Below are 18,118 nucleotides of genomic sequence, written 5' to 3' on the forward strand. Positions count from 1 at the left end.
CTCTCGGCATCGCGGGCCATGATGGTGATGTTGACCCCGCCACCCGTGCCGTAGGCCTGCGCCTCGCGCCGCGACAGCACGCGCTCGCCCCGCTGCAGGATCGCGGGCACCTCGTCATGGCGTAGGCCCGCCATGCCGCCGGAATGCATCCGGGGCGCAGCGGCAAAAGCCATGGCCGGGACCATCCGCGAGTGTCCGGCCGATCCGACCATCCCGCCCGCATGCAGGACGTTGGCGAAAATGCCGCCCGCCCCAGAGAACACGCCGGAGAGCGCATTGGCGATCGGCCCGAGGATGAACCGTCGCGCCGCAAGCTGGGCGAGATCGGCCAGCAGCGAGGTGACGAGATCGCGGAAGTTCAGCTTGCCGGTCTTCACGAACTGGCCAACGGCGTTCTCGGCCGACTGGAAGGCCCCGACCAGGCTCTGGCCGATATCGCCGCCGATCTCGCGCGCCTTGCTGGCGTAGTCCGACAGCGCCGCCGTGACCGCCTGCCAGCCGGCGACGGCCGCCTCGGTCGCGGGCTCCTCTGCAGCGGCAGCAGCCCCGGCCGCCGCGCCTGCACCTGTCGCCGCTCGTCCGGCATCGCCGAGCGCCGTCTCCAGCCGTTCGGCCGCACCGGTGGCCTCAGTCAGCGCATCCGCGCTCGCCTCGTCGGTGCCGCGCACGGCATCGCGCAGCGCCTGCCAGCTTTCGAGCGGCGCGCGGGCCCCTTCCGCAAGATCGCGCGCGGCTCCGCGATACAGGTTCGCGGACTCGAGCGCCCTGTTCGCCGCGTCGGTCAGGCCGAGATCGGGCGCGGTCAGCGGGTTGTCCTCGAAGGCCCGGTCGAAGGCTGCCTGCGCCGCTGTCGTGGCAGCGCTGGCCGCGCCCTCGAAGCGGTTCTCGATCTCGCCGAGATCGAGGTCCGGCACCAGCGAGATGCGACGCTCCGAGCCCAGCGCTTCCAGCCCCTGGTTGATGCCGCCGATGAAGCCGTTGATGCGCGAGACCACGCCGTTCAGCATCGCCTCGACACCGTCGACAAGGCTGTTGGCCGCCTGGAACGCCAGATCGCCGATGGCGGCCGGCAGCAGACCCCAGATCGCCTTGATCGCCTCGTAGGCCCCCTCGAACGTGTTCGCGGCCGTGTTGCCGAAACCGACCACGCTCTCGATGGCGCTCTGCATGCCCGAGGCGGCGTCCGCCTTCAGGTCGAAGAACATCGCCGTGGCGGCGGCACCCGCCGCAGCGGCGCCCATCTTGATGCGTTCCCAGACCTCGACCGCGACGTCTTTCAGCAGCGACATCGCCTCGCCGAAGCCGCCCGCGCCGGAGACGAGACGGGTGAACTGGTAGACGAGTTCACCTGCACCAACGATCAGCGCCCCGATGCCGGTGCGGATCAGCGCCCCGCGCAGGACGACCAGCGCCGTGGCAAGGCCGCGGACCGAGAGCGCGGCAGCGGCCATCCCGGCGACCCAGCGTCCCGCGAGGAACGCCGCGAAGGTGGCGGCATAGGTGGTCAGGCGGCCGATGTTGTCGAAGAGACCGCGGATCGCGATGCCGAGCGGGCCAGAGCGGCTGGCGACCGCCGCCATGGCGTTGGCGACCGCTTCCAGCGCAGGCGCCGCTGCGACGGCAAGCTGGTTCGACAGCCCGCGCCAGATCAGCCCAAGCCGGGAGATCGCGTCGTTCGTCCGCTCGATCTGGTCGGCATCCTGCTCGGAGACGACGACGCCGAAGGCGCGCACGTCCTCGGTCGCCTGGCGCAGCGTCGCCGTGTCGATCCGGCTCATGGCGATGGAGCCTTCCTCGCCGAAGAGCTGGCCCGCGACGGCCGCGCGCTCGGCCGCAGGCACGAAGCTCTCGATGGCGGCGTTGATGGCGCCGACGCGCTGATCCAGCGGCAGCGCAATCAGGTCGGTGGCCGAAAGCCCCAGCCGATCGAGCGCCTGCGCCGCGGGACCGGTCCCGGCGGCCGCCTGGCTCAGACGACGCGTCAGATCCTTGGTCGCCTGCTCGATGCCGGACATCGAGACGCCCGCCAACTCGCCCGCCCGCTCCAGCGTCTGGATCGAGGCTACGGTGGTGCCGAGCGACTGCGCGAGCTTGGCCTGCGCATCGACGGTCTGCAGACCGGACCGGATCATGGCCACGCCAGCGGCGGTCGCGGCGGCAACTGCGGCAGCGGCAGCCACTGCTACACGGCGAGAAAACGCCGCCAGCCGGGTGTTCGCGGCCTCCATCTCGCGGCTGAGCCGGCCGAAGCCTCGCGACCCGGCCTCACCGACACCTTCCAGCTCGGCGCGCACCTGTCGGCCGCCAACCGCAGCAAGGCGGACAGAAACGCGCTTTTCAGCCACTGGAATGATCCATTTGTTCGTTGATCTTCGCCACCATCACCGCCTCGATGACGGGCAGCAGTTCGGCCATGGCGATCGGCGGCACGCCGAGGGCATCACCGAGCGCGAGCGCTGCCGACATGTCCCAGCCGATCACGGCGCCGGGCAGCACGCGCAGCTGGCCGCCGAGACGGCCGACCAGGTCCCAGACCTGCCAGCCCTCCGGCGTTTCCGGACGGTTCAGCCGCGCCGGGCAGTCCGGGCAGGCTCGCGCGCAGGCTTGGCAGTAGCGCTCGCCCCCGCCGAAGGACCATTCGGCGAGAGCGCGGAGGCGTTTTTTTCCTGTTCCAGCAGTAGGCCCTTAGAGACGTAGGTCAGCTGGAATGCCTCGAAGATCGGCCAGACATCGAGCAGCGCGTCGATTGCCTCCGGGCTAGGATCGATCGGCTTGCCGTCCGCATCGCCGATGCCCTCCCAGGCGAGCACGGCGCGGCGCGCGAGCGCCTTGGCGAAGGCGACGGCCCGCTCTTCGTCGGAAGCCTCCTCGGGCACCGCCTCGACGGCCGGATCGCTGCGCGTCGCCACCATCAGCGCGGTGGTCAGCGGGCGGAGTTGCACCCGGACACCGGGGGCGAGATCATGCCAGCGGGGCGCGTTCGTCAGGTCGAGCGTCAGCATCCTCAATACACCTCTATGTCGTTGATCAGGGTGGCGGTGCACATCCGGCCGACGACGCTGTCGCGGGCGGCCTGCCAGTCGAAGGTCGCCTGCACGCCCTGCGGCCCGGAAATCTCGATGCGCGGGCGCGGCAGGTAGACGGCGTGCACCGTGAAGGTGAAGCTCTCGCCAGACGGCAACACATAGGCGAATTCCATCTCGCAGGCCTCGCCGTTGATCGCCTGCGTCACCAGCGTCTGGTCGGCGAACCGCACCTCGATCCGACCGGTCAGCGCCGCGATGGACGGGTCGGCGCCGTCAATGCGGCCGTCGTTTCGGATCGTCTCGATGCGGTCGAGGTTGTTGGCATAGGTGATCTCGGCCGAGACCACGTTGCCGAGGGCAGTCCCATTCCGGGTGATCGCCCCGTTGAAATGGCCGAAGCGCTTCAGGTCCAGCGCAGCAGGCGTTCCGGCGCTGGTGGTCGTGCCCACTGTCTCGCCCTGCGCGACCAGCCGCGCGGTTGCGGTGAGCAAGCCCGAGCGCTGCATCTGCCAGGTGATCTGGTCGAGCACGCAGCCGGAATACATGGCGTAGCGCGGCACCTCCGGCATGCCGGTCTCGATCGACATCGAGGGCAACGTCCAGGACCCCGACTGGAACTCGTGGCTGTAGGGGGCTTCCGCGCCCGTGGTCGTGGGCGCGCCGAAGGCTGCTTTCAGCCAGAATCCGAAGGCCTCGGCGTCGAGCGGGACCACGACATCGCCATCGGCCGTCACCGCGTCCTTGATCGGCGCCAGCGGATCGCGGCCGTAGCCGAGCAGTTCCGAGTTCAGCAGCGGTTGCTCGGCACCGAGCGAGGTGCTGGCGAAGGGCATGCGGGTGAAGCCGCTCGCGGGCGGCGTTCCATAGGTCGTCTCGAACGCAAGCGCCATCAGCGCCCGCGCCCCCTGGGCTCGTGCCATGGTGTTCTCCTCGGGTTGTCGGGATCAGCCGAGCGGATCGGCCGTGGAATAGTGCAGAACCACCGGGATCACGGCGGCCTTCAGGCTGGCCGCGCCCTCGACGGGCAGATCGACCGGGCGCGGAGCTTCCGCCTCGACCCAGTCGCAGAGCCCGCCCAGCGTGCGGTCGGCGGCGATGGCCGCGCCGATGCCGGCGGTCAGCGTGTCGAAGGCGGCGTCACGGGTTGCGCCCTGCACGAACGCCTCGATCTCGGCGCGGTGCTGGTAGTGGTAGCGCAGGGGCGACAGCGTGACCTCCGGCTCGCCCGGTTCGCCGTCGCGAAGGATCAGGAGACCCTCGGCCGGCACGCGCTCGGGCAGCACCTCACCGCGCAGGGCGACGGCGGGCAGCGCCGAGAGCCGCGCATTCAGCGCGGTGAGGATGGTTTCACGAGGGCTGGGCATGGAGATGGACCACGATTGGCGACTGCGGAAAGAATACGCCTCAAGCCCAGTCGGACCAATGCAGCAGCATTCACGGACGGCGCCAATGTGCTAAGGTCGTGACGCGGGTCAGCGGTGGAACTCATCCTCGTCAGGCTCATAATTGCGACAAGCTTCGACGCCTGTAGCCACCGCGTCGAGCAGAGCCTCCACATCGTGCAGAAGATCCGCAATCCGGGGGCTGCTAATCCGATAGCGCACGAAACGACCATCGCGCATGCTGGTTACGAGGCCACACTCCGACAGACATCGAAGGTGGTTCGAGACGTTGGGTTGTGTCAGGGCCGTGCGCCCGACGATCTCGTGAACGACCAGCGGCCCGGCGCACAGAGCATCCAGGATCGCCAACCGGCTCTGGTCCGCGAGGCCGCGAAAGAACTTCGCCCGCCGCTCGGTGGCCGTCGCGACGGCATTGCGGTCCGCGGCGATTTGTTCCATATCATTCTCCGCTGATGTGTTTCGCACATCAAGATAGCAGGACCAATGCAAGCATGGCCAATGCCCAAGGCGCCGAACCGACCGCAGATGTCGCATCTTTCCGCTACCGCGTCTCCGGAATGGATTGCGCCAAGGATGCCGCCCAGATCGAGCGGGCCGCGCAGTCGGCGGGCGTGGCGCCGGAGGCAGTAAAGGTCTCCTCCGCCACCCACATCTTGACGTTGAACGTCCCCGAAGCGCGGCTGTCCGAGATCGAACGGGCCGTGGCCGCGACCGGCTACGGGTTCGATCGCATCGAAGCGGGCGACGACGAAGCGCAGGAGGGCGCAGCTTACCAAGACCCGGCCTATCGGCGCGCGCTCTGGATCGTGGTAATTCTCAACGTCGGGTATGGCATTGCGGAGATGATCGGCGGCTTCATTTCCGGATCGCAGGCCGTGAAGGCCGACGCGCTCGATTTCATTGGCGACGGCCTCATCACCTTTCTGGGTCTTCTGGCAATCGGTTGGAGCATTGTCTGGCGGGCGCGATCCGCCCTGATCCAAGGCATCTTCCTTGGCGTTCTGGGCCTTGGGGTTCTTGGGACGACGATCTGGCGCGCCTTTACCCAGACGACGCCGGACGCCGGTCTCATGGGGCTATTCGGTCTCATCGCTCTCGTGGTCAACGTCCTCGCGGTCCTGCCGCTGCTGCGGTTTCGCAAGGGTGACGCGAACATGCGGGCCGTCTGGCTCTTTTCGCGCAACGACGCGATCGGCAATGCGGCCGTGGTTGTGGCCGCGGCCCTCGTCGCGTGGCTGGGCAGCGCATGGCCCGACCTGATCGTCGCGTTCGGGATTGCGGGACTATTCCTGCATTCGTCCTGGTCGATTATCCGCGACGCGCGGGCTGATCTGAAGACAACTTGATGCTATCAGTTCGAAGCGGCCATCGCGGACATCGTCGAATAAGCGCAAGGCCCGCCACAGCAGTCATCTTCAGAACCTCTGCTCCACCCAGCTCGCCACGATCAGCCCCGGCACACCGTCCACTGCGCGCTCCGCATCCCGCGCCAGGTCCAGCCGCTTCGGCAGCTTCACCTGCGGCACCAGCAGGAAGATCGGCGCGGTGACCTTGCCGCGGCCGGTCTTCGACCGCGACACGACCGCTTGACCCTTCGTATTCAACCGTCCTTCCGCCACCAGCAAGCTCGGGCCCGTGCGGCGATAGACGAAGCGCAGGCGCAGCCCGCGCCGTCGTTCCCATTCGCCGGGCGTGATGCGGCCGCCGCGCAGGGATTTGCCAGCAGCTGGCAGCGGGATCGCCAGCCAGAACCCGTCTTTCGAGCGGATCAGCGGGCCGGTGTCATGCGCGCCGACGATGACCGGCGCTTTCGACCAGACCAGCGCCGCGGCGTCGAGGCTCTCGCCCGACCTCGGGAAGTTCTGGCTGCGGATCGAGTTGGCGAGCCGGGGGCCGAGCCCCGCGCCGGTGATCTGCAACCGCCAGGCCGACTTCAGCCCGGACCCGGCCTCGCGCATGGCGGCCGTCACCGCGCGTTCGCCCGCCGCGACCTCGGCCGCCATCATCGCGACGATGTCGGGATCGATGTCGAGCTTCAGCTTCATCACGGTCACGCCGGGCGCAGATCGACGGTCCAGACCAGCCGCTCGCGGTCGCGGACGGGCTCGCCCTGGATGAGGAAGGCGTCGCCGTCGATCTCGATGCGGTCACCGGGGCGCGGGTTCGCCACCTCGGCCACGCGCAGATCGATCCGCGTGGTCTCGGACCAGAGTCGCGCATCGCCGAAGTCGGTGATCGCGTCCGCACGCCGGGCGACGGCGCGCACCAGCACGGGCGCGCCGCCGTCGGCGATGTAGACCGCGTCCCGACCGACGTTCGGATCGGCGAAGAGCGCGCCCACGGCGGCGGCAAACGCGCTCATAAGAACGCCGCGTTCAGGCGGACCCGGCCGATGGTGTCACCCGCGCCGCTCGCCACCGCCTCGATGGCCACGCCGATGAGGGTGTTGTCGGTGGCCACGGTTGTGCAGCGCTTGTTGGTGTCGTCCCAGTAGACCTTGGCGCCGACGGTCCAGGCCTGCGAGCCGACCTTGGTGATGTCGAAGACGCCGACAAGCGCGGTCTCGACGGGCTCGCCGAGGGCGGCGGTCCCGGCCGCGATCCCGAAGATGGAGCCGACGAGCAGGCCATCGCCGGAGACGACGGCATAGGGCGCGGTCAGGGTGATCGTGTTGCCGGGCTGGACGAAGTTTTTCATGGGGGTGATCCTCGTGGAAAGACGAAGGGCGGCCCGATGGGACCGCCCGGATGTCAGGCTTCAGCATGGGGTGCGGGTTACGCGCCCGGGTTCTTGTAGAGGCCGCGCCAGTCGATCGCCTTGGCACCGAAGTCGAGGCGGCACTTGATCTCGACGCCGTCGACATCGAAGCCGTTGCGTGTCTCGATGTAGGCGCCTTGCTGACCCTCGAGATAGGCGTATTCGATGGTGTCGATCTGGTTCGGGCTAGCCGCCAGATACCAGGCGGTCTCGCTGGCGGCGTCGAGCCGGGGCTCGCTGATCGGCGCGAGGGTGCGGATCGACTGCGGCACCACGCTGGAGGTCGCGGCGGGCACCAGGTTCTGCGCGACCAGCTGCTCGGCCTTCAGTTCCAGCGAGGCGGGCACGATCAGGAAGGCGGGGCGGACGTTCAGCACCGTCTTCTTGTCGAGGCCGGTCTGCTTGGCCATCGCGGCGCGGGCCGCGCCGACGCTGCCGACGTCGAGCGCCGCGCCGGTGCCGGCGAGGTTCTTGTGGGTGGTGTGGAACAGCGCGTTGCCGTCGGCCATCGCTGGGTTGGCGGTGATGATCCCCCAGACCACGTCCGACTCCAGCTGGGCGATGGAGTTGCCGTACATCGCCGGGATGCGGGTAAAGGCGTCGAGATCGTCGTTGATCAGCGTCTGGCGGGTGATGGCGACCACCCGGCCATAGGTCTTGACCTTGTAGCTCTCCTTGCTCTCGCCGAGCGTGCCGCGCTTGAACTCGCCGCTCTCGCCGACCTCGAGCAGCTGCGGGGCCTCGCCGAGCTGGACCCTGTGCATCGCCTTGAAGTCGGTGGCCAGCACCTGGCGGCAGAACAGCATGAAGGTGCGGGGATAGGCCTCGTAGGCCTGCCGCAGGGTCTTGTTGGTGACCGCCGACAGGATCTCGGGGAAGTCCGAGGTCGAGTGCAGCGCCCGCGTCGCCACCTCGTCGCGCGACAGGCCGCGCGTGTTGACGCCGGCATTGCCGAGACTTTCGCGGGCGAGCTCCAGCAGGGTCATGCCGCGATACTGGCGCGCGGCGTCTTCCAGCTGGAACAACGTCGGGCTGTAGCGGTGCAGCAGCGCGTTCGCCACCGCGTCGCGGCGGGTGATACGTTCATCGCGTCCACCGAGGGGCACGGAGACATGCGGGAAGGTCCGGGTCTCGTCGAACTTCGCGGCGACCTGATCGAGGATCAGGCGGCGGGATTCGTCGACGCTGATGCCACGCTTGACCAGATCCTCGGCGAAGCTGCGTTCGAGGTTCAGCCGACCAGCCAGATCGTAGATGGTGGAGACGCGGTCGCGCTCGGCCTCCCGGGCGCGGGTCGCGATGGCTTCGGTGTCGGGGGCCTTCGGCTGGCTGCGCGTCTCTGGCGCGCGCGTTTGCGCCTCGGCCGCGCCGGTCTTGTCGTCGGGCATGGTGATCTCCTCGGTCGCTGCCGTATCGGTTGTGTCGTCGGCCGGGGCGGCCGGTGTCGTCTTGTCGGTCATCGGGGATGCTCCTTCGCTGGTTTCGGCGTCCCGGCGATGGAGGACGCAGTCGTGGTGTTCGCCCTTGGCGCGGAAGCCCGCGGCGGGATCGGCGCCGACCGGCACGGCCGAGATCTCGAACGGGGTCCAATCGACCGCCCGCCAAAGCTCGCGCCCGCCATCGGGTTTCGAGACGTCGAAGCGGTGGACCTGGTAGCCGATCGAGACCGCCCGGATGTGCCCGGCCTGGATGTCGCGCCAGATCGGCTCGACGTCAGCGCGCTCGCTGATCCGCACCTGCGCGATGCCGCGACCGTTCTCGATCCGCACTGAGCCGGGCACGACCGAGCCGATGACGGCGTCGAGCGTGTCGAGCTCGTGCACCTTCAGGAAGGGCGCGCCCGCGTTCAGCCGGTCGAGGCGGACATGGGCGGGGTCGAGGCTCAGCTCCTCGTCGTAGGGCTCGCCGAAGAAGGTCGCACGCCGGACGCGGGCCCCGGCCGACCAGACCACCTCGACGGTGCGGCTGTCGGCATCGGCCGTGTTCGGCGCAAGCTCCGCCGACCGGCGCATGGCCGGCAGTTCGATCATCGTGTCCATGAAGGTCAGTCCTGTTGGTCGGCCTGCGCCGGTGTGGTTTCCGGATCGGCGGGGGCTGTCGGGTCGCCCGCCTGCGCGCTGCCGGTCTTGGTGACGCGGCGCGGGTCGCTGTCGAGGACCAGCCCCAGCGCGTCGAGCTTGGCGTTGGTCGCAGCGATCTCCGCCAGCACGGCGTCCGGATTGTGGCCTTGCCGGGCGATGGCCTGTGCCAGTGTCATCGTGCCTGTCCGGATCGCCAGCAGATCGGCCATCGCGTCCTTGTAGGGATCGACTGCGTCGAACTTCGGCGGCGACCATTCGACCGGCACGTCAGGTGTCGGGATCTGGCCCGCCGCCCACGCGGCTTCCGTGAACCAGCGCCAGACCGGGGCGCAGAACATCGGGATGAAGAGCTGCCACTGCACGGCATCGATCATGCGGCGGAACTCCACGAGCCCCGCCCGGATCGAGGAATAGTTGACCTGGCTGAGATCGCCGGTCAGCAGCTCATACGGCACCCGGAACCCGGCCGAGATCGTGTGCAGGCTCGCCCGCTTGTATTCGCCGTAGCCGCCGGTGGCCGAGGGCTGGTTGAAGCGGATGTCCTTGCCGCCGCGTGCATAGGCGATGAGCCCCGGCTCGAACTGCTCGACCCGGTTGCCGTCGACATCGACCACGGCGGGCGCGATGCCCTGCTGCGCCTCGTCGTCGCCGAAGACGATGGCGGTGACGCAGGCTTCGGTCTTCTTGCGGACCAGTTCGGCCACCTCGTAATCGTCGAGATCGCGCAAGCTACGGATCACCGGGGCGCCCCAGGGAACGCCGCGTGCCTGCGTGCGCTGCTTCTCGTAGACATGGGCGACCTCGGTCGCTGGGACCGGGCGCGATCCAAGTGCGCCGTTCAGCGCGCCCCAGGCATCGCCGGGGTGCTCGGCATGCAGCCAGTAGGCCCGGCGTTTGCCGACCGGGTCGAACTCGATCCCTTGGACTAAGCGTCCCGCGCCCAAGGCGCCGGATTTCGAGGCGTCGAGGAAGTCGGCCTCCAGCACCTGCAATTGCAGCGGCACCGCCAAACCGTCGCTCGCTCGCCGCTGGCGGCGGCGCACCAGGACTTCGCCCGCCTCGACCATCTCGCGGCAGATCAGGGTCTGGAGCCCATAGAAGTCGAGCTGGCCGTCGGCATCGCAGTCCGCCGTCCAGCGTTCGAAGAGCGCGTCGACCTTGCGGTCCAAAGCCTCGTTACCACTCGCGGCGCGCGGCATGATCCCCGCGCCGATGATATTGTTGACCAGCACCGCGACGGCTTTCGCCGCATGCGGGTTGTTGCGCACCAGATCCCGCATCCGGTCGCGCAAGAGCGCCCCGGCCACCCCGATCTCGGTATCGGCGGAGGATCCCGGCGCCCGCCAGCCCTCCGTCCGCCGACCTTTCGCGGCCCCGTCATAGCCCCGTGTCAGGGCCTCGAAGGCATGCCGAGCCATCACGCGCCTGGCGGCGGCCCGAGGGGCGACGGAGGCAATAGCCTTGTCGAACCAGTTGGCCGACATCACCGATCCCCGCGCGAGAAGCCCGCCAGCCCGGCAACCGGCAGCGGTCGGCTGACACCCGCAATGGCGCGTTCGATGGTGCGGATGCGGGCCAGCAGGTCTTCGGCCGAGCCGTAATCGACTGACTTGCCGTCATAGCTGACCCGGGTCGTGCCGCTGGCATAGGCCCGGCGCAGCGCCGAGAGCTCGGTTTCCGTCCAGTCGGTCATCTTCAAAACCATCCTTCCCGCCGCCCAAGCCAGTCGGAGCGGCGCTTGCCCTGTGGGGCCTGTCCGGGCCGGTGAATTTGACCGGCGGGATCGGTGTCACCGTAAGACGCAGCCCCGAGCTGATCCTCGAGGTCGCGCCATTTCTCCTCAGTCCAGCGGTCCGCGCCCGCGATCCAGGCGGCGGCGCGGGCATAGACCCGGCAATCCAGCGCCTCGTTGCGTTCGCGCAGCTTCTGCCACTCGAGCTTCGCGAAGCCGCGTTTCGTGCGGACGGTGACCAGTTGCTCGGCCACAAGCTGCTTCAGCCACTCGCTTTCGACCCATGTCGGCAGGTGGATCGTGCCGGGCACAAAGGCCGCGCCTTCGGCGCGTTCTTCTTCAGTCGGCCGTTCCAGCCGAAGAAAGCGGTAGGTCTCAGCCTTGAAGGTCGAGACCGCTACGGTCCAAAGCCGGGCTCCGCGCCGCAGACGTTTCCCACCCTCGGTCGCATCGACAAACGTCGGCCCTGACACCGGGCTCGAGCGGTTGAACCCCTCGACACCTTTCACCGGCGACACCTGTGCAAACCCGGCGTTGCGCGACCAGGAATAGACCGCCGAGGCCTCGTAGCCCGTATCTATGGCGAGCCGCGCAATCCGAAGATGCGCCCCACGTTCATGCGGCCAGCTTCGGTCGAGCAGCGCGGTCAGCTCTGACCATGCGTCGTGCCGGTCCGGCCCGCCCTCGATCACGACGTGATCGACAAGCCAGCTTTCCAGCCCGCGGCCCCAAGCCCAGACATCGACCTCGATCCGGTCCTTCTGCACATCGGCCCCGGCGGTCAGGAACAGCCCGCCGGCAGGCACCGTGCCCGGTTTCCAAGCCTCGCGCCGGTCGTAGAGACGCTGCCAGTCTGGGGCTTCCCCGGTCTCGACCCATGTCTCGCCCAGCGACGTGTTGACGAAGGTCTTCATCGTCTCGTCCCCGCCGGAGCGCGCCGAGAGGAAGGCCCGCACCATCGCCTCCAGTCTGACCCAGGGCGAGTAGATCTCGTTCAGGTGGAAGCCCGCCACGCCCGCGAAGGGCTGCTCCGCCACCCAATGTCCTTTTGAGACGGCCGCCCAGCGGGTCTCGTCCCGCCACGCCGCATCGCATTCCGCGCAGTGGTAGCGCGCGGTTTCGGGCCGGTGGTCGCCCTCGGGCCCCTTGCTCCAGCGCACCTGTGTCCAGGTCAGCACCTGTTCCGCCCCGCAGTCCGGGCATGGCACCCAGAACCGGCGCTGGTCGCTTTCCTCGAAGGCCGCCTCGATCCGGCTGGTGCCCTTGTTCGTGGGCGTCGAGACCAGCACGATCTTTCGGTTCCAGAAGGTCACCGTGCGTTTCCTGGCGAGGTTGACCGGATCACCCTCGGCGCCCGCGCTGAACGGGTAGCGGTCGACCTCGTCGCACAGCAGCAGGCGGATCGGGCGGCTGGCCAGACCCGAGGGTGCGTTCGCACCCACGATGGTCAGATGCCCGCCCGGAAACCGCTTGTGCAGGATCTTGTTGTTGCCGTCGCGCGAGCGCGGATCGGCGATCTTGCCCTGCAGGCAGGGCGTGTCGCGGGCCATCGGCGAGAAGCGGTCCTTTGACCAGGTTTCCGCGTCGCGCTCGGTCGGCATCACCACCATGATCGGCGCGGGATCCTGATCGATGTGATAGCCGCAGGCGTTGTTCAGAACCTCGGTCTTGCCGACCTGGGCCGAGGACATGATGACCACCGTCTCAGACGAGGCGTCCGAAATCGCCTCCATGATCCCGCGCTGATATTCGGCCCGGCTCGTCCGCCATTGCCCGGGTTCGGCGCTGGCCTCAGAGCTCAGCCGTCGGTTCTGGTCGGCCCAATCGCTGATCGTCAGTTCCGGCGGTGGGCGCAGCACCTTCAGCGCCGCTTCCACCGTCCGCTTCAGGATCGGGGAGCCCGTCAATGTCAGCGCTGGCTTCGAGTTGGACATCTGGCTGCGCGAGATCATCGAGCACCTCGCGGATGGTCATTCGGATCAGGTTCCGGGTGTCTCCGACGGTTGATTGTTCGAAAACCTGCGGCGCCAGCCGGTCCGGCAGCGCGAGCAAGCGGGTGCGCAGAAGCGCCAGAACGGCGATCCAGGCGGCCTCGATCTCTTCGGCCGCAATCAGCGCGCCACGCTTTTCCTCGGCCTCCATCTCGGCGAGATCAGCCCGCGCCCGAATGAAGCGCGCCCGCTCGGCCGCGTAATCCGGCACACCGGCCTGCGCCTTAGTGGCCTGATCGCGCAGATAGCGGACATAGCCGCGCACCGATCCGATCAGGTCGTATTGGCCGCGCTCGGCCTTCGGGATCACGCCTTCGCGGCTCAGCTGCTGGACCCGGCGTTCCGACAGATCGAGCAGCCGCGCGATCACGCCGATGGGTTGCGTGGCTGACGACATGAGATGATCCGCGCACTCCGATTAAAGCCATGTAATTGCTGCGATTATACTGGATGATGTGCCCCGGCAGAGCGAAGCTGATCCTACGAAAACGATGCACCCCACGGAGCCTGCCATGACCCTCGCCGAACGCTACAACCTTGAAGCCGCCCGCCTTCTTCCGCACATGGCCGCCGACCTTCAGGTCGATCCCGCCATCACCCGCGCGACCGAGATCGACGAAATCGTCTTCCGACGCGGCGAGTTTCTGGGCGGCATGGCCTGCGCGATCCTCGCGATGATCGAGCAGAAGAACTGAGGGGCAAGATGATGACCGACCGCCACCAACTCCGCGCCGAACAGGCCCGCAAGAACCAAGAAGCCGCACTGGCGGCCTTCATTGAAAAGAAGGCCGAGTTCGACGCGATGCTCGCCCGCCTGCAGAGGCTGACCGACGACCACTTCAACGCCCGTCCTGACGAGATCAACTGGGGCCACGTCGGCACCCTCGACCACTATTCAAGCCTTCTGAAGCGCATCACCGACAGCGCGTTCGGCGAAGGCGAATTCGCAGGCTGACCTCCGGCATCTCCGGAACCTCTGCCGCGCGCGGGCGCGGCTTGGGGTCGTAGAAGGGATCGCGACGGCCGCGACCCGAATACGGAGACGACCCCATGACCCAGCTTTCCGATGCCCAAGCCATCATCCTCAGCGCCGCCGCCCGGCGGCCCGAGCACATCGCCTTGCCGCTGCCCGAGAGCCTGCGTGGGGGCGCCGCCGCCAAGATGGTTGGCGCGATGCTCGCGAAGGGCTTGCTCGAAGAGGTCGACGCCGACACGCGCAAGGGCGAACCCGTCTGGCGCGAGACCGGCGATGGCCACGGCGTCACGCTGGTAGCCACCGACGCAGGGCTCGCGGCCATTGGCATCGAACCGGACGCCTCCGCCGCCCCCGAACCCGCACCCAAGACGCGCACGCCTCGCGAGGGCACCAAACAAGCGACCCTCATCGCCATGCTTCGCGCGCCGGACGGCGCGACCATCAAGGAGATTATGGCCGCGACGGGCTGGCAATCGCACACGGTGCGCGGCGCGATGGCCGGGGCGCTGAAGAAGAAACTCGGGCTCGAGGTGGCCTCGGAGAAGATCGAGGGGCGCGGCCGGGTCTACCGGCTTTGAGCGGCATTGTTTGCCATGCACTCGCGTTGAACGTACCTTACGGATCGTTTTGATCCGCGACCCGACGATTTCCCAGAAACATCAATGGGCCAAGTCCATGTGACCATGAAGGTCGAATAGCCGCGCCTGCCGTTCAAGCGCGGCTATTTCTTGGGTTCCGAACCCGAGATCGGCCAAGATCTTGTCGACCATTTCTCGCGGCTCCGGCAGTTGGTTGACGCGCTTTCGCGTCTTGTTCCAGCTCACCATTTCCGGCGGCGCCAGAGCGATTATTTCTTTCTCGAGGCTTTCGAGTTCGGGTTTAGAGCCTCTCAACGGGATGCATGCGGCGCGGCAATGGCGACGAATGAACTCCTTGCGGACGAGTTTGGCCAACTGTGCGTCGGTGCCTACGTGACAGCTCAGTTTCCGGTTTCGCCACATCCTACCAATATTGTAATTGCAGGCCAGTTTGTGGCTTCGCTCCTCACTCCCATTGACGTGACGGCTATAGATCCGGTCCCGAAATGAGCTGGCTTCCGTGATTCCGACATAGTGTAGATCTCCGCGGTGATCAGCGAGCGCGTATACCCCGACAGCATCAGGAAGATCGTCAATCCGTCTCAGTTCCTGCGACTGCAATGCGGCGAGGCATTCTGCTGGCGAAAGAAGGAATTGGGACATCGTGAGTTCACACAGCAATCAAGGGTCTTTGGGGAAGCGGTTCGGTCGTTCCCGAGCCCAACTGCTTCGAATATCCTTCTAATGGAGTACGAGCGGACAATCGAGACAATGGTGAAGACAGCGCCCATCTTCAGGTTCTGCGCCAGCGTCGTGTGCAGGCCAAAGATCGGGAAGATCAGGATCTGCGCGACGACCGCAACGCCGTAGCCGACGATCACGTTGGCGACTGCCTCGACCAGTGACATGAGGCGGGACTGCTTCATGCCACGGCCTCATCCATCGGCCAACAGTTCAGCCGCCAGAGTTCGCAGCGCATGCGCTGCAACCAGGGGGACCACGCCGTTGCCACAGAGGCGAAGCCGGTCCACCCGGTGGGCCAGCCCATCAGCGCCTCGACGAACAGCGGGTTCAAGGTCCGGCGCGGCTCGGAGGTATTCGGCCCAGCCATCGGCGTCGCCAGGACCTGGCGGCCAAGCAGGCCGTTCACCGGCGTATTCGCCAATGTCGTCGCCCCGTCCTTGTGGTCGCGAGCCGTCGGCGTCATCCACATCTGACTGGCATGGGTAAGATCTGCCGTCCGGCGATTGCCCGCGCTCGGCTTGTTTCCGTCCGTTGCCATCGGCGTCGGCCAGTCCCGCGCCATCCGGTCCAGACCTTTCTCGTCGCGCCGGTCGCCGCCCCGGCTCCGAAAGCTGTCGGTCTGTGGCGTCGGCCACATTGCAGCCTTCGTCGCCAGATTCATCCCGTGCTGGCCCGCTGCCTGCGAGGGCGTCGGCTTCGTCTGCCGGTTCTCGTTGGCGCTGGCCCTCGGCGTCGGCCACAGGCGCAGCAATTCCGTCCGATTCCCGCCACTCGACCGGATGCCAGAGCAGGCGCGCGGGGTCGGCCAACTCGTCTCCCTCGCGGATGGCGAGGATGAAGAGCCGTTCGCGCTTGTGGGGCGCGCCGACTTCCGCCGCCGTGAAGAGGCCTGCCGCAAAACGGTAGCCCATGCCGACCAGTCCGCTGGCGACTTCGGGGAAGCCGAGGCGGAGATGATGGGCGACGTTCTCGAGGAACACGAAGGGCGGCTCGCACTCGCCGATAATGCGGGCGACATGCGGCCAGAGGTGGCGCGGGTCTTCCGCGCCCCGGCGCTTGCCCGCGACGGAGAACGGCTGGCACGGATAGCCCGCAGTGACGATGTCCACCGCGCCGCGCCACGGGCGGCCGTCGAAACTGGCAACATCGTCCCAGATAGGCGCGTGATCCAGAGACGCGTCTTCCATCCGCGCCACGAGAGTGGCTGCGGCGAAGGTTTCCCGTTCGACATGGCCCACAGTTCGATATCCGGGCAAGGCGATGGTGAGCCCGAGGTCGATGCCACCGGCGCCGGAGCAGAGCGAGAGGCCGAAGAGGCATGCGTCGCCTGTTCCGTCAGGCAGGCCTGCGGAAGGTAAAGCCAGGTCATCCATCCCTCAGCGGTCTTTGGTCTTGAGGTCGTCGTAGGGCGTTCCATCCCCGTCGAGGACGGCCTGCTTCCCGGTGAATTTCTGCCAGCGCTGGACGGCCACATCGACATAGGCCGGGTTCAGTTCGATGCCGTGGCAGACGCGGCCCGTGGTCTCGGCTGCGATCAGCGTGGTGCCCGATCCCATGAAGGGCTCGTAGATCGCCTGACCCGGGCTCGAATTGTTGAGGATCGGCCGGCGCATGCATTCCACGGGCTTCTGGGTGCCGTGGACGGTCTTTTCGTCCTGGTCCTTGCCCGAGATGTGCCAGAGCGTCGTCTGCTTGCGGTCGCCCGCCCAATGGCCCTTGCCGGACTTGCGCACGGCATACCAGGCGGGTTCGTGCTGCCAGTGATAATCGCCGCGGCTCAGAACCAGCCGCTCCTTGGCCCAGATGATCTGGGACCGGATGGTGAAGCCCGCGACCTCAAGGCTTTCCGCCACGGTCGCCGCGTGCAGCGCGCCGTGCCAGATATAGGCGACATCGCCCGGGAACAGCGCCCAGGCCTCGCGCCAATCGGCCCGATCATCGTTCAGCACCTTGCCGGTGCGCTTGGTCTTGGCCGCCCCGGCCTGGTTGCGCCAGCCCGGGTCATATTCCACGCCGTAGGGCGGATCGGTGACCATCAGAAGCGGCTTCACCGGCCCGAGCAGCCGCTCGACATCGGTGGCAACCGTGCTGTCACCACAGAGAAGCCGGTGGTGCCCGAGCAGCCAGAGATCGCCGGGACGGCTGATCGGATCCTCCGGGGTTTCCGGGATCTCGTCTTCGCCCTCCTGCGGACCGGTGCCCGCATCGAGGCTCGACATCAGCGCGTTCACCTCGTCCTCGGTGAAGCCGGTCAGGCCGAGGTCGAAATCCGCCTCCAGCAGATCCGCCAGTTCGAGGTTCAAGAGGTCCTTGTCCCATTCGGCATTCTCGCCCGAACGGTTGTCCATGATCCGGAAGGCGCGGGCCTGGGACGCGGTCAGCCCCTTGGCGACATGCACCGGCGCGGTCTTGAAGCCGAGCTTACGCGCCGCCTCCAGCCGGGTGTGCCCGGCCAGCACGACCATCGCCTCGTCTACCACGATGGGTTGGCGCCAGCCGAACTCCTGGATCGAGGCCGCGACCGTGGCGATTGCCTGCTCGTTGCGCCGGGGGTTGCGCGCATAGGGAATGATCTGCTCGAGCGGCAGGTCGACGACGTCCATGGGAATGTCCTTGGGGTGCCGGGCGGCGAAATGGGGGGCGTGAACCGAAATGCCCCCGCAGGGCCGTTTCGGTTCAGGCATGGGGTCTCGGGCCGTCAGACCCTTCGCGTGTTGCCGCGAGGCCCGAAGCGAAACGAAACGGGTGTTTTTCAGGGTGTCACTGGGAAACCCTCGCGCTTCGCCCGCCCGCATAGGGTGGACGCCGGGAAGGACCCGGAAACTTAGTC

General features: G+C 67.6%; 21 protein-coding genes. 4 read left to right on the plus strand and 17 right to left on the minus strand.

What is annotated here, in order from left to right; genetic code table 11:
- From BM075_RS04080 to BM075_RS04100, 6 genes are all read right to left on the minus strand, one after another.
- Window positions 1-2,345: phage tail tape measure C-terminal domain-containing protein (locus tag BM075_RS04080; RefSeq protein ID WP_093359422.1), on the minus strand; the 2,345-nt coding region annotated here is incomplete at its 3' end.
- Window positions 2,338-2,496 carry a DUF7697 family protein gene (locus tag BM075_RS24360; RefSeq protein WP_177208243.1) on the minus strand — a complete coding sequence of 53 codons (159 nt, stop codon included), beginning with the start codon at window positions 2,494-2,496 and terminating at the stop codon, window positions 2,338-2,340. The genes BM075_RS04080 and BM075_RS24360, both read right to left, overlap by 8 nt.
- Before the next feature lie 68 nt (window positions 2,497-2,564).
- Complete coding sequence (locus tag BM075_RS04085; RefSeq protein WP_093359423.1) at window positions 2,565-3,002, minus strand: hypothetical protein; 438 nt, start codon at window positions 3,000-3,002, stop codon at window positions 2,565-2,567.
- Between the two features lie 2 nt (window positions 3,003-3,004).
- On the minus strand, window positions 3,005-3,946 hold the full coding sequence (locus tag BM075_RS04090; RefSeq protein ID WP_093359424.1) for a phage tail tube protein: 942 nt from the start codon (window positions 3,944-3,946) through the stop codon (window positions 3,005-3,007).
- 24 nt (window positions 3,947-3,970) lie between these two features.
- Complete coding sequence (locus BM075_RS04095) at window positions 3,971-4,390, minus strand: acyl-CoA transferase (RefSeq protein ID WP_093359425.1); 420 nt, start codon at window positions 4,388-4,390, stop codon at window positions 3,971-3,973.
- Window positions 4,391-4,498: 108 nt separating this feature from the next.
- Window positions 4,499-4,867, minus strand: coding sequence for an ArsR/SmtB family transcription factor (locus tag BM075_RS04100; protein WP_093359426.1), 369 nt, complete (start codon window positions 4,865-4,867; stop codon window positions 4,499-4,501).
- Window positions 4,868-4,920: 53 nt separating this feature from the next.
- Here BM075_RS04100 and BM075_RS04105 point away from each other — a divergent pair, with 53 nt between their 5' ends.
- Window positions 4,921-5,775 (plus strand): cation efflux transmembrane domain-containing protein, encoded by an 855-nt coding sequence (locus tag BM075_RS04105; RefSeq protein ID WP_093359427.1) that lies wholly within the window; start codon window positions 4,921-4,923, stop codon window positions 5,773-5,775.
- A gap of 69 nt (window positions 5,776-5,844) precedes the next feature.
- Here BM075_RS04105 and BM075_RS04110 read toward each other — a convergent pair whose 3' ends face one another.
- The 7 genes from BM075_RS04110 to BM075_RS04140 form a co-directional block, all read right to left on the minus strand.
- The gene (locus BM075_RS04110) at window positions 5,845-6,474 is read right to left on the minus strand and encodes a DUF6441 family protein (RefSeq protein WP_093359950.1); all 630 of its coding nucleotides are present in this window, start codon (window positions 6,472-6,474) and stop codon (window positions 5,845-5,847) included.
- Between the two features lie 5 nt (window positions 6,475-6,479).
- Entirely contained in the window at window positions 6,480-6,791 is a 312-nt protein-coding gene (locus tag BM075_RS04115) for a head-tail joining protein (protein ID WP_093359428.1), read from the minus strand.
- Window positions 6,788-7,126, minus strand: a complete 339-nt coding sequence (locus BM075_RS04120; RefSeq protein WP_093359429.1) for a DUF2190 family protein — start codon at window positions 7,124-7,126, stop codon at window positions 6,788-6,790. Before BM075_RS04120 ends, BM075_RS04115 begins: the two co-directional genes overlap by 4 nt.
- Window positions 7,127-7,203: 77 nt before the next feature.
- Window positions 7,204-9,225 carry a prohead protease/major capsid protein fusion protein gene (locus tag BM075_RS04125; RefSeq protein WP_093359430.1) on the minus strand — a complete coding sequence of 674 codons (2,022 nt, stop codon included), beginning with the start codon at window positions 9,223-9,225 and terminating at the stop codon, window positions 7,204-7,206.
- A gap of 5 nt (window positions 9,226-9,230) precedes the next feature.
- Window positions 9,231-10,751 carry a phage portal protein gene (locus BM075_RS04130; protein ID WP_093359431.1) on the minus strand — a complete coding sequence of 507 codons (1,521 nt, stop codon included), beginning with the start codon at window positions 10,749-10,751 and terminating at the stop codon, window positions 9,231-9,233.
- Window positions 10,751-10,960 (minus strand): phage head-tail joining protein, encoded by a 210-nt coding sequence (locus BM075_RS04135; RefSeq protein ID WP_023851464.1) that lies wholly within the window; start codon window positions 10,958-10,960, stop codon window positions 10,751-10,753. Before BM075_RS04135 ends, BM075_RS04130 begins: the two co-directional genes overlap by 1 nt.
- Before the next feature lie 2 nt (window positions 10,961-10,962).
- Window positions 10,963-12,951, minus strand: a complete 1,989-nt coding sequence (locus tag BM075_RS04140) for a phage terminase large subunit family protein (RefSeq protein ID WP_245758737.1) — start codon at window positions 12,949-12,951, stop codon at window positions 10,963-10,965.
- Window positions 12,952-13,502: 551 nt separating this feature from the next.
- Here BM075_RS04140 and BM075_RS24365 point away from each other — a divergent pair.
- The 3 genes from BM075_RS24365 to BM075_RS04160 all read left to right on the plus strand — a co-directional run bounded on the left by BM075_RS24365 (window position 13,503) and on the right by BM075_RS04160 (window position 14,544).
- Window positions 13,503-13,685: a hypothetical protein gene (locus tag BM075_RS24365; protein ID WP_043869402.1), complete on the plus strand. Its 183-nt coding sequence runs from the start codon at window positions 13,503-13,505 to the stop codon at window positions 13,683-13,685.
- 8 nt (window positions 13,686-13,693) lie between these two features.
- A complete protein-coding gene (locus BM075_RS04155) occupies window positions 13,694-13,945 on the plus strand; it encodes a hypothetical protein (protein WP_093359433.1) in 252 nt (83 codons plus the stop codon).
- 95 nt (window positions 13,946-14,040) lie between these two features.
- Window positions 14,041-14,544: a DUF3489 domain-containing protein gene (locus BM075_RS04160; protein ID WP_093359434.1), complete on the plus strand. Its 504-nt coding sequence runs from the start codon at window positions 14,041-14,043 to the stop codon at window positions 14,542-14,544.
- Between the two features lie 81 nt (window positions 14,545-14,625).
- Here the strand turns inward: BM075_RS04160 and BM075_RS24610 are convergent, their stop codons facing one another.
- The 4 genes from BM075_RS24610 to BM075_RS04180 all read right to left on the minus strand — a co-directional run bounded on the left by BM075_RS24610 (window position 14,626) and on the right by BM075_RS04180 (window position 17,891).
- Entirely contained in the window at window positions 14,626-14,919 is a 294-nt protein-coding gene (locus BM075_RS24610; RefSeq protein WP_093359435.1) for a hypothetical protein, read from the minus strand.
- Window positions 14,920-15,146: 227 nt separating this feature from the next.
- On the minus strand, window positions 15,147-15,470 hold the full coding sequence (locus BM075_RS25155; RefSeq protein ID WP_425445184.1) for a DUF7220 family protein: 324 nt from the start codon (window positions 15,468-15,470) through the stop codon (window positions 15,147-15,149).
- A 9-nt stretch (window positions 15,471-15,479) separates the two neighbouring features.
- The gene (locus tag BM075_RS04175) at window positions 15,480-16,661 is read right to left on the minus strand and encodes a DNA cytosine methyltransferase (protein WP_093359436.1); all 1,182 of its coding nucleotides are present in this window, start codon (window positions 16,659-16,661) and stop codon (window positions 15,480-15,482) included.
- 3 nt (window positions 16,662-16,664) lie between these two features.
- Window positions 16,665-17,891 (minus strand): DNA modification methylase, encoded by a 1,227-nt coding sequence (locus tag BM075_RS04180; RefSeq protein WP_093359437.1) that lies wholly within the window; start codon window positions 17,889-17,891, stop codon window positions 16,665-16,667.
- Window positions 17,892-18,118: the final 227 nt, after the last annotated feature.

The organism is Tropicimonas isoalkanivorans (genome assembly GCF_900112335.1).
Lineage (GTDB): Bacteria > Pseudomonadota > Alphaproteobacteria > Rhodobacterales > Rhodobacteraceae > Tropicimonas > Tropicimonas isoalkanivorans.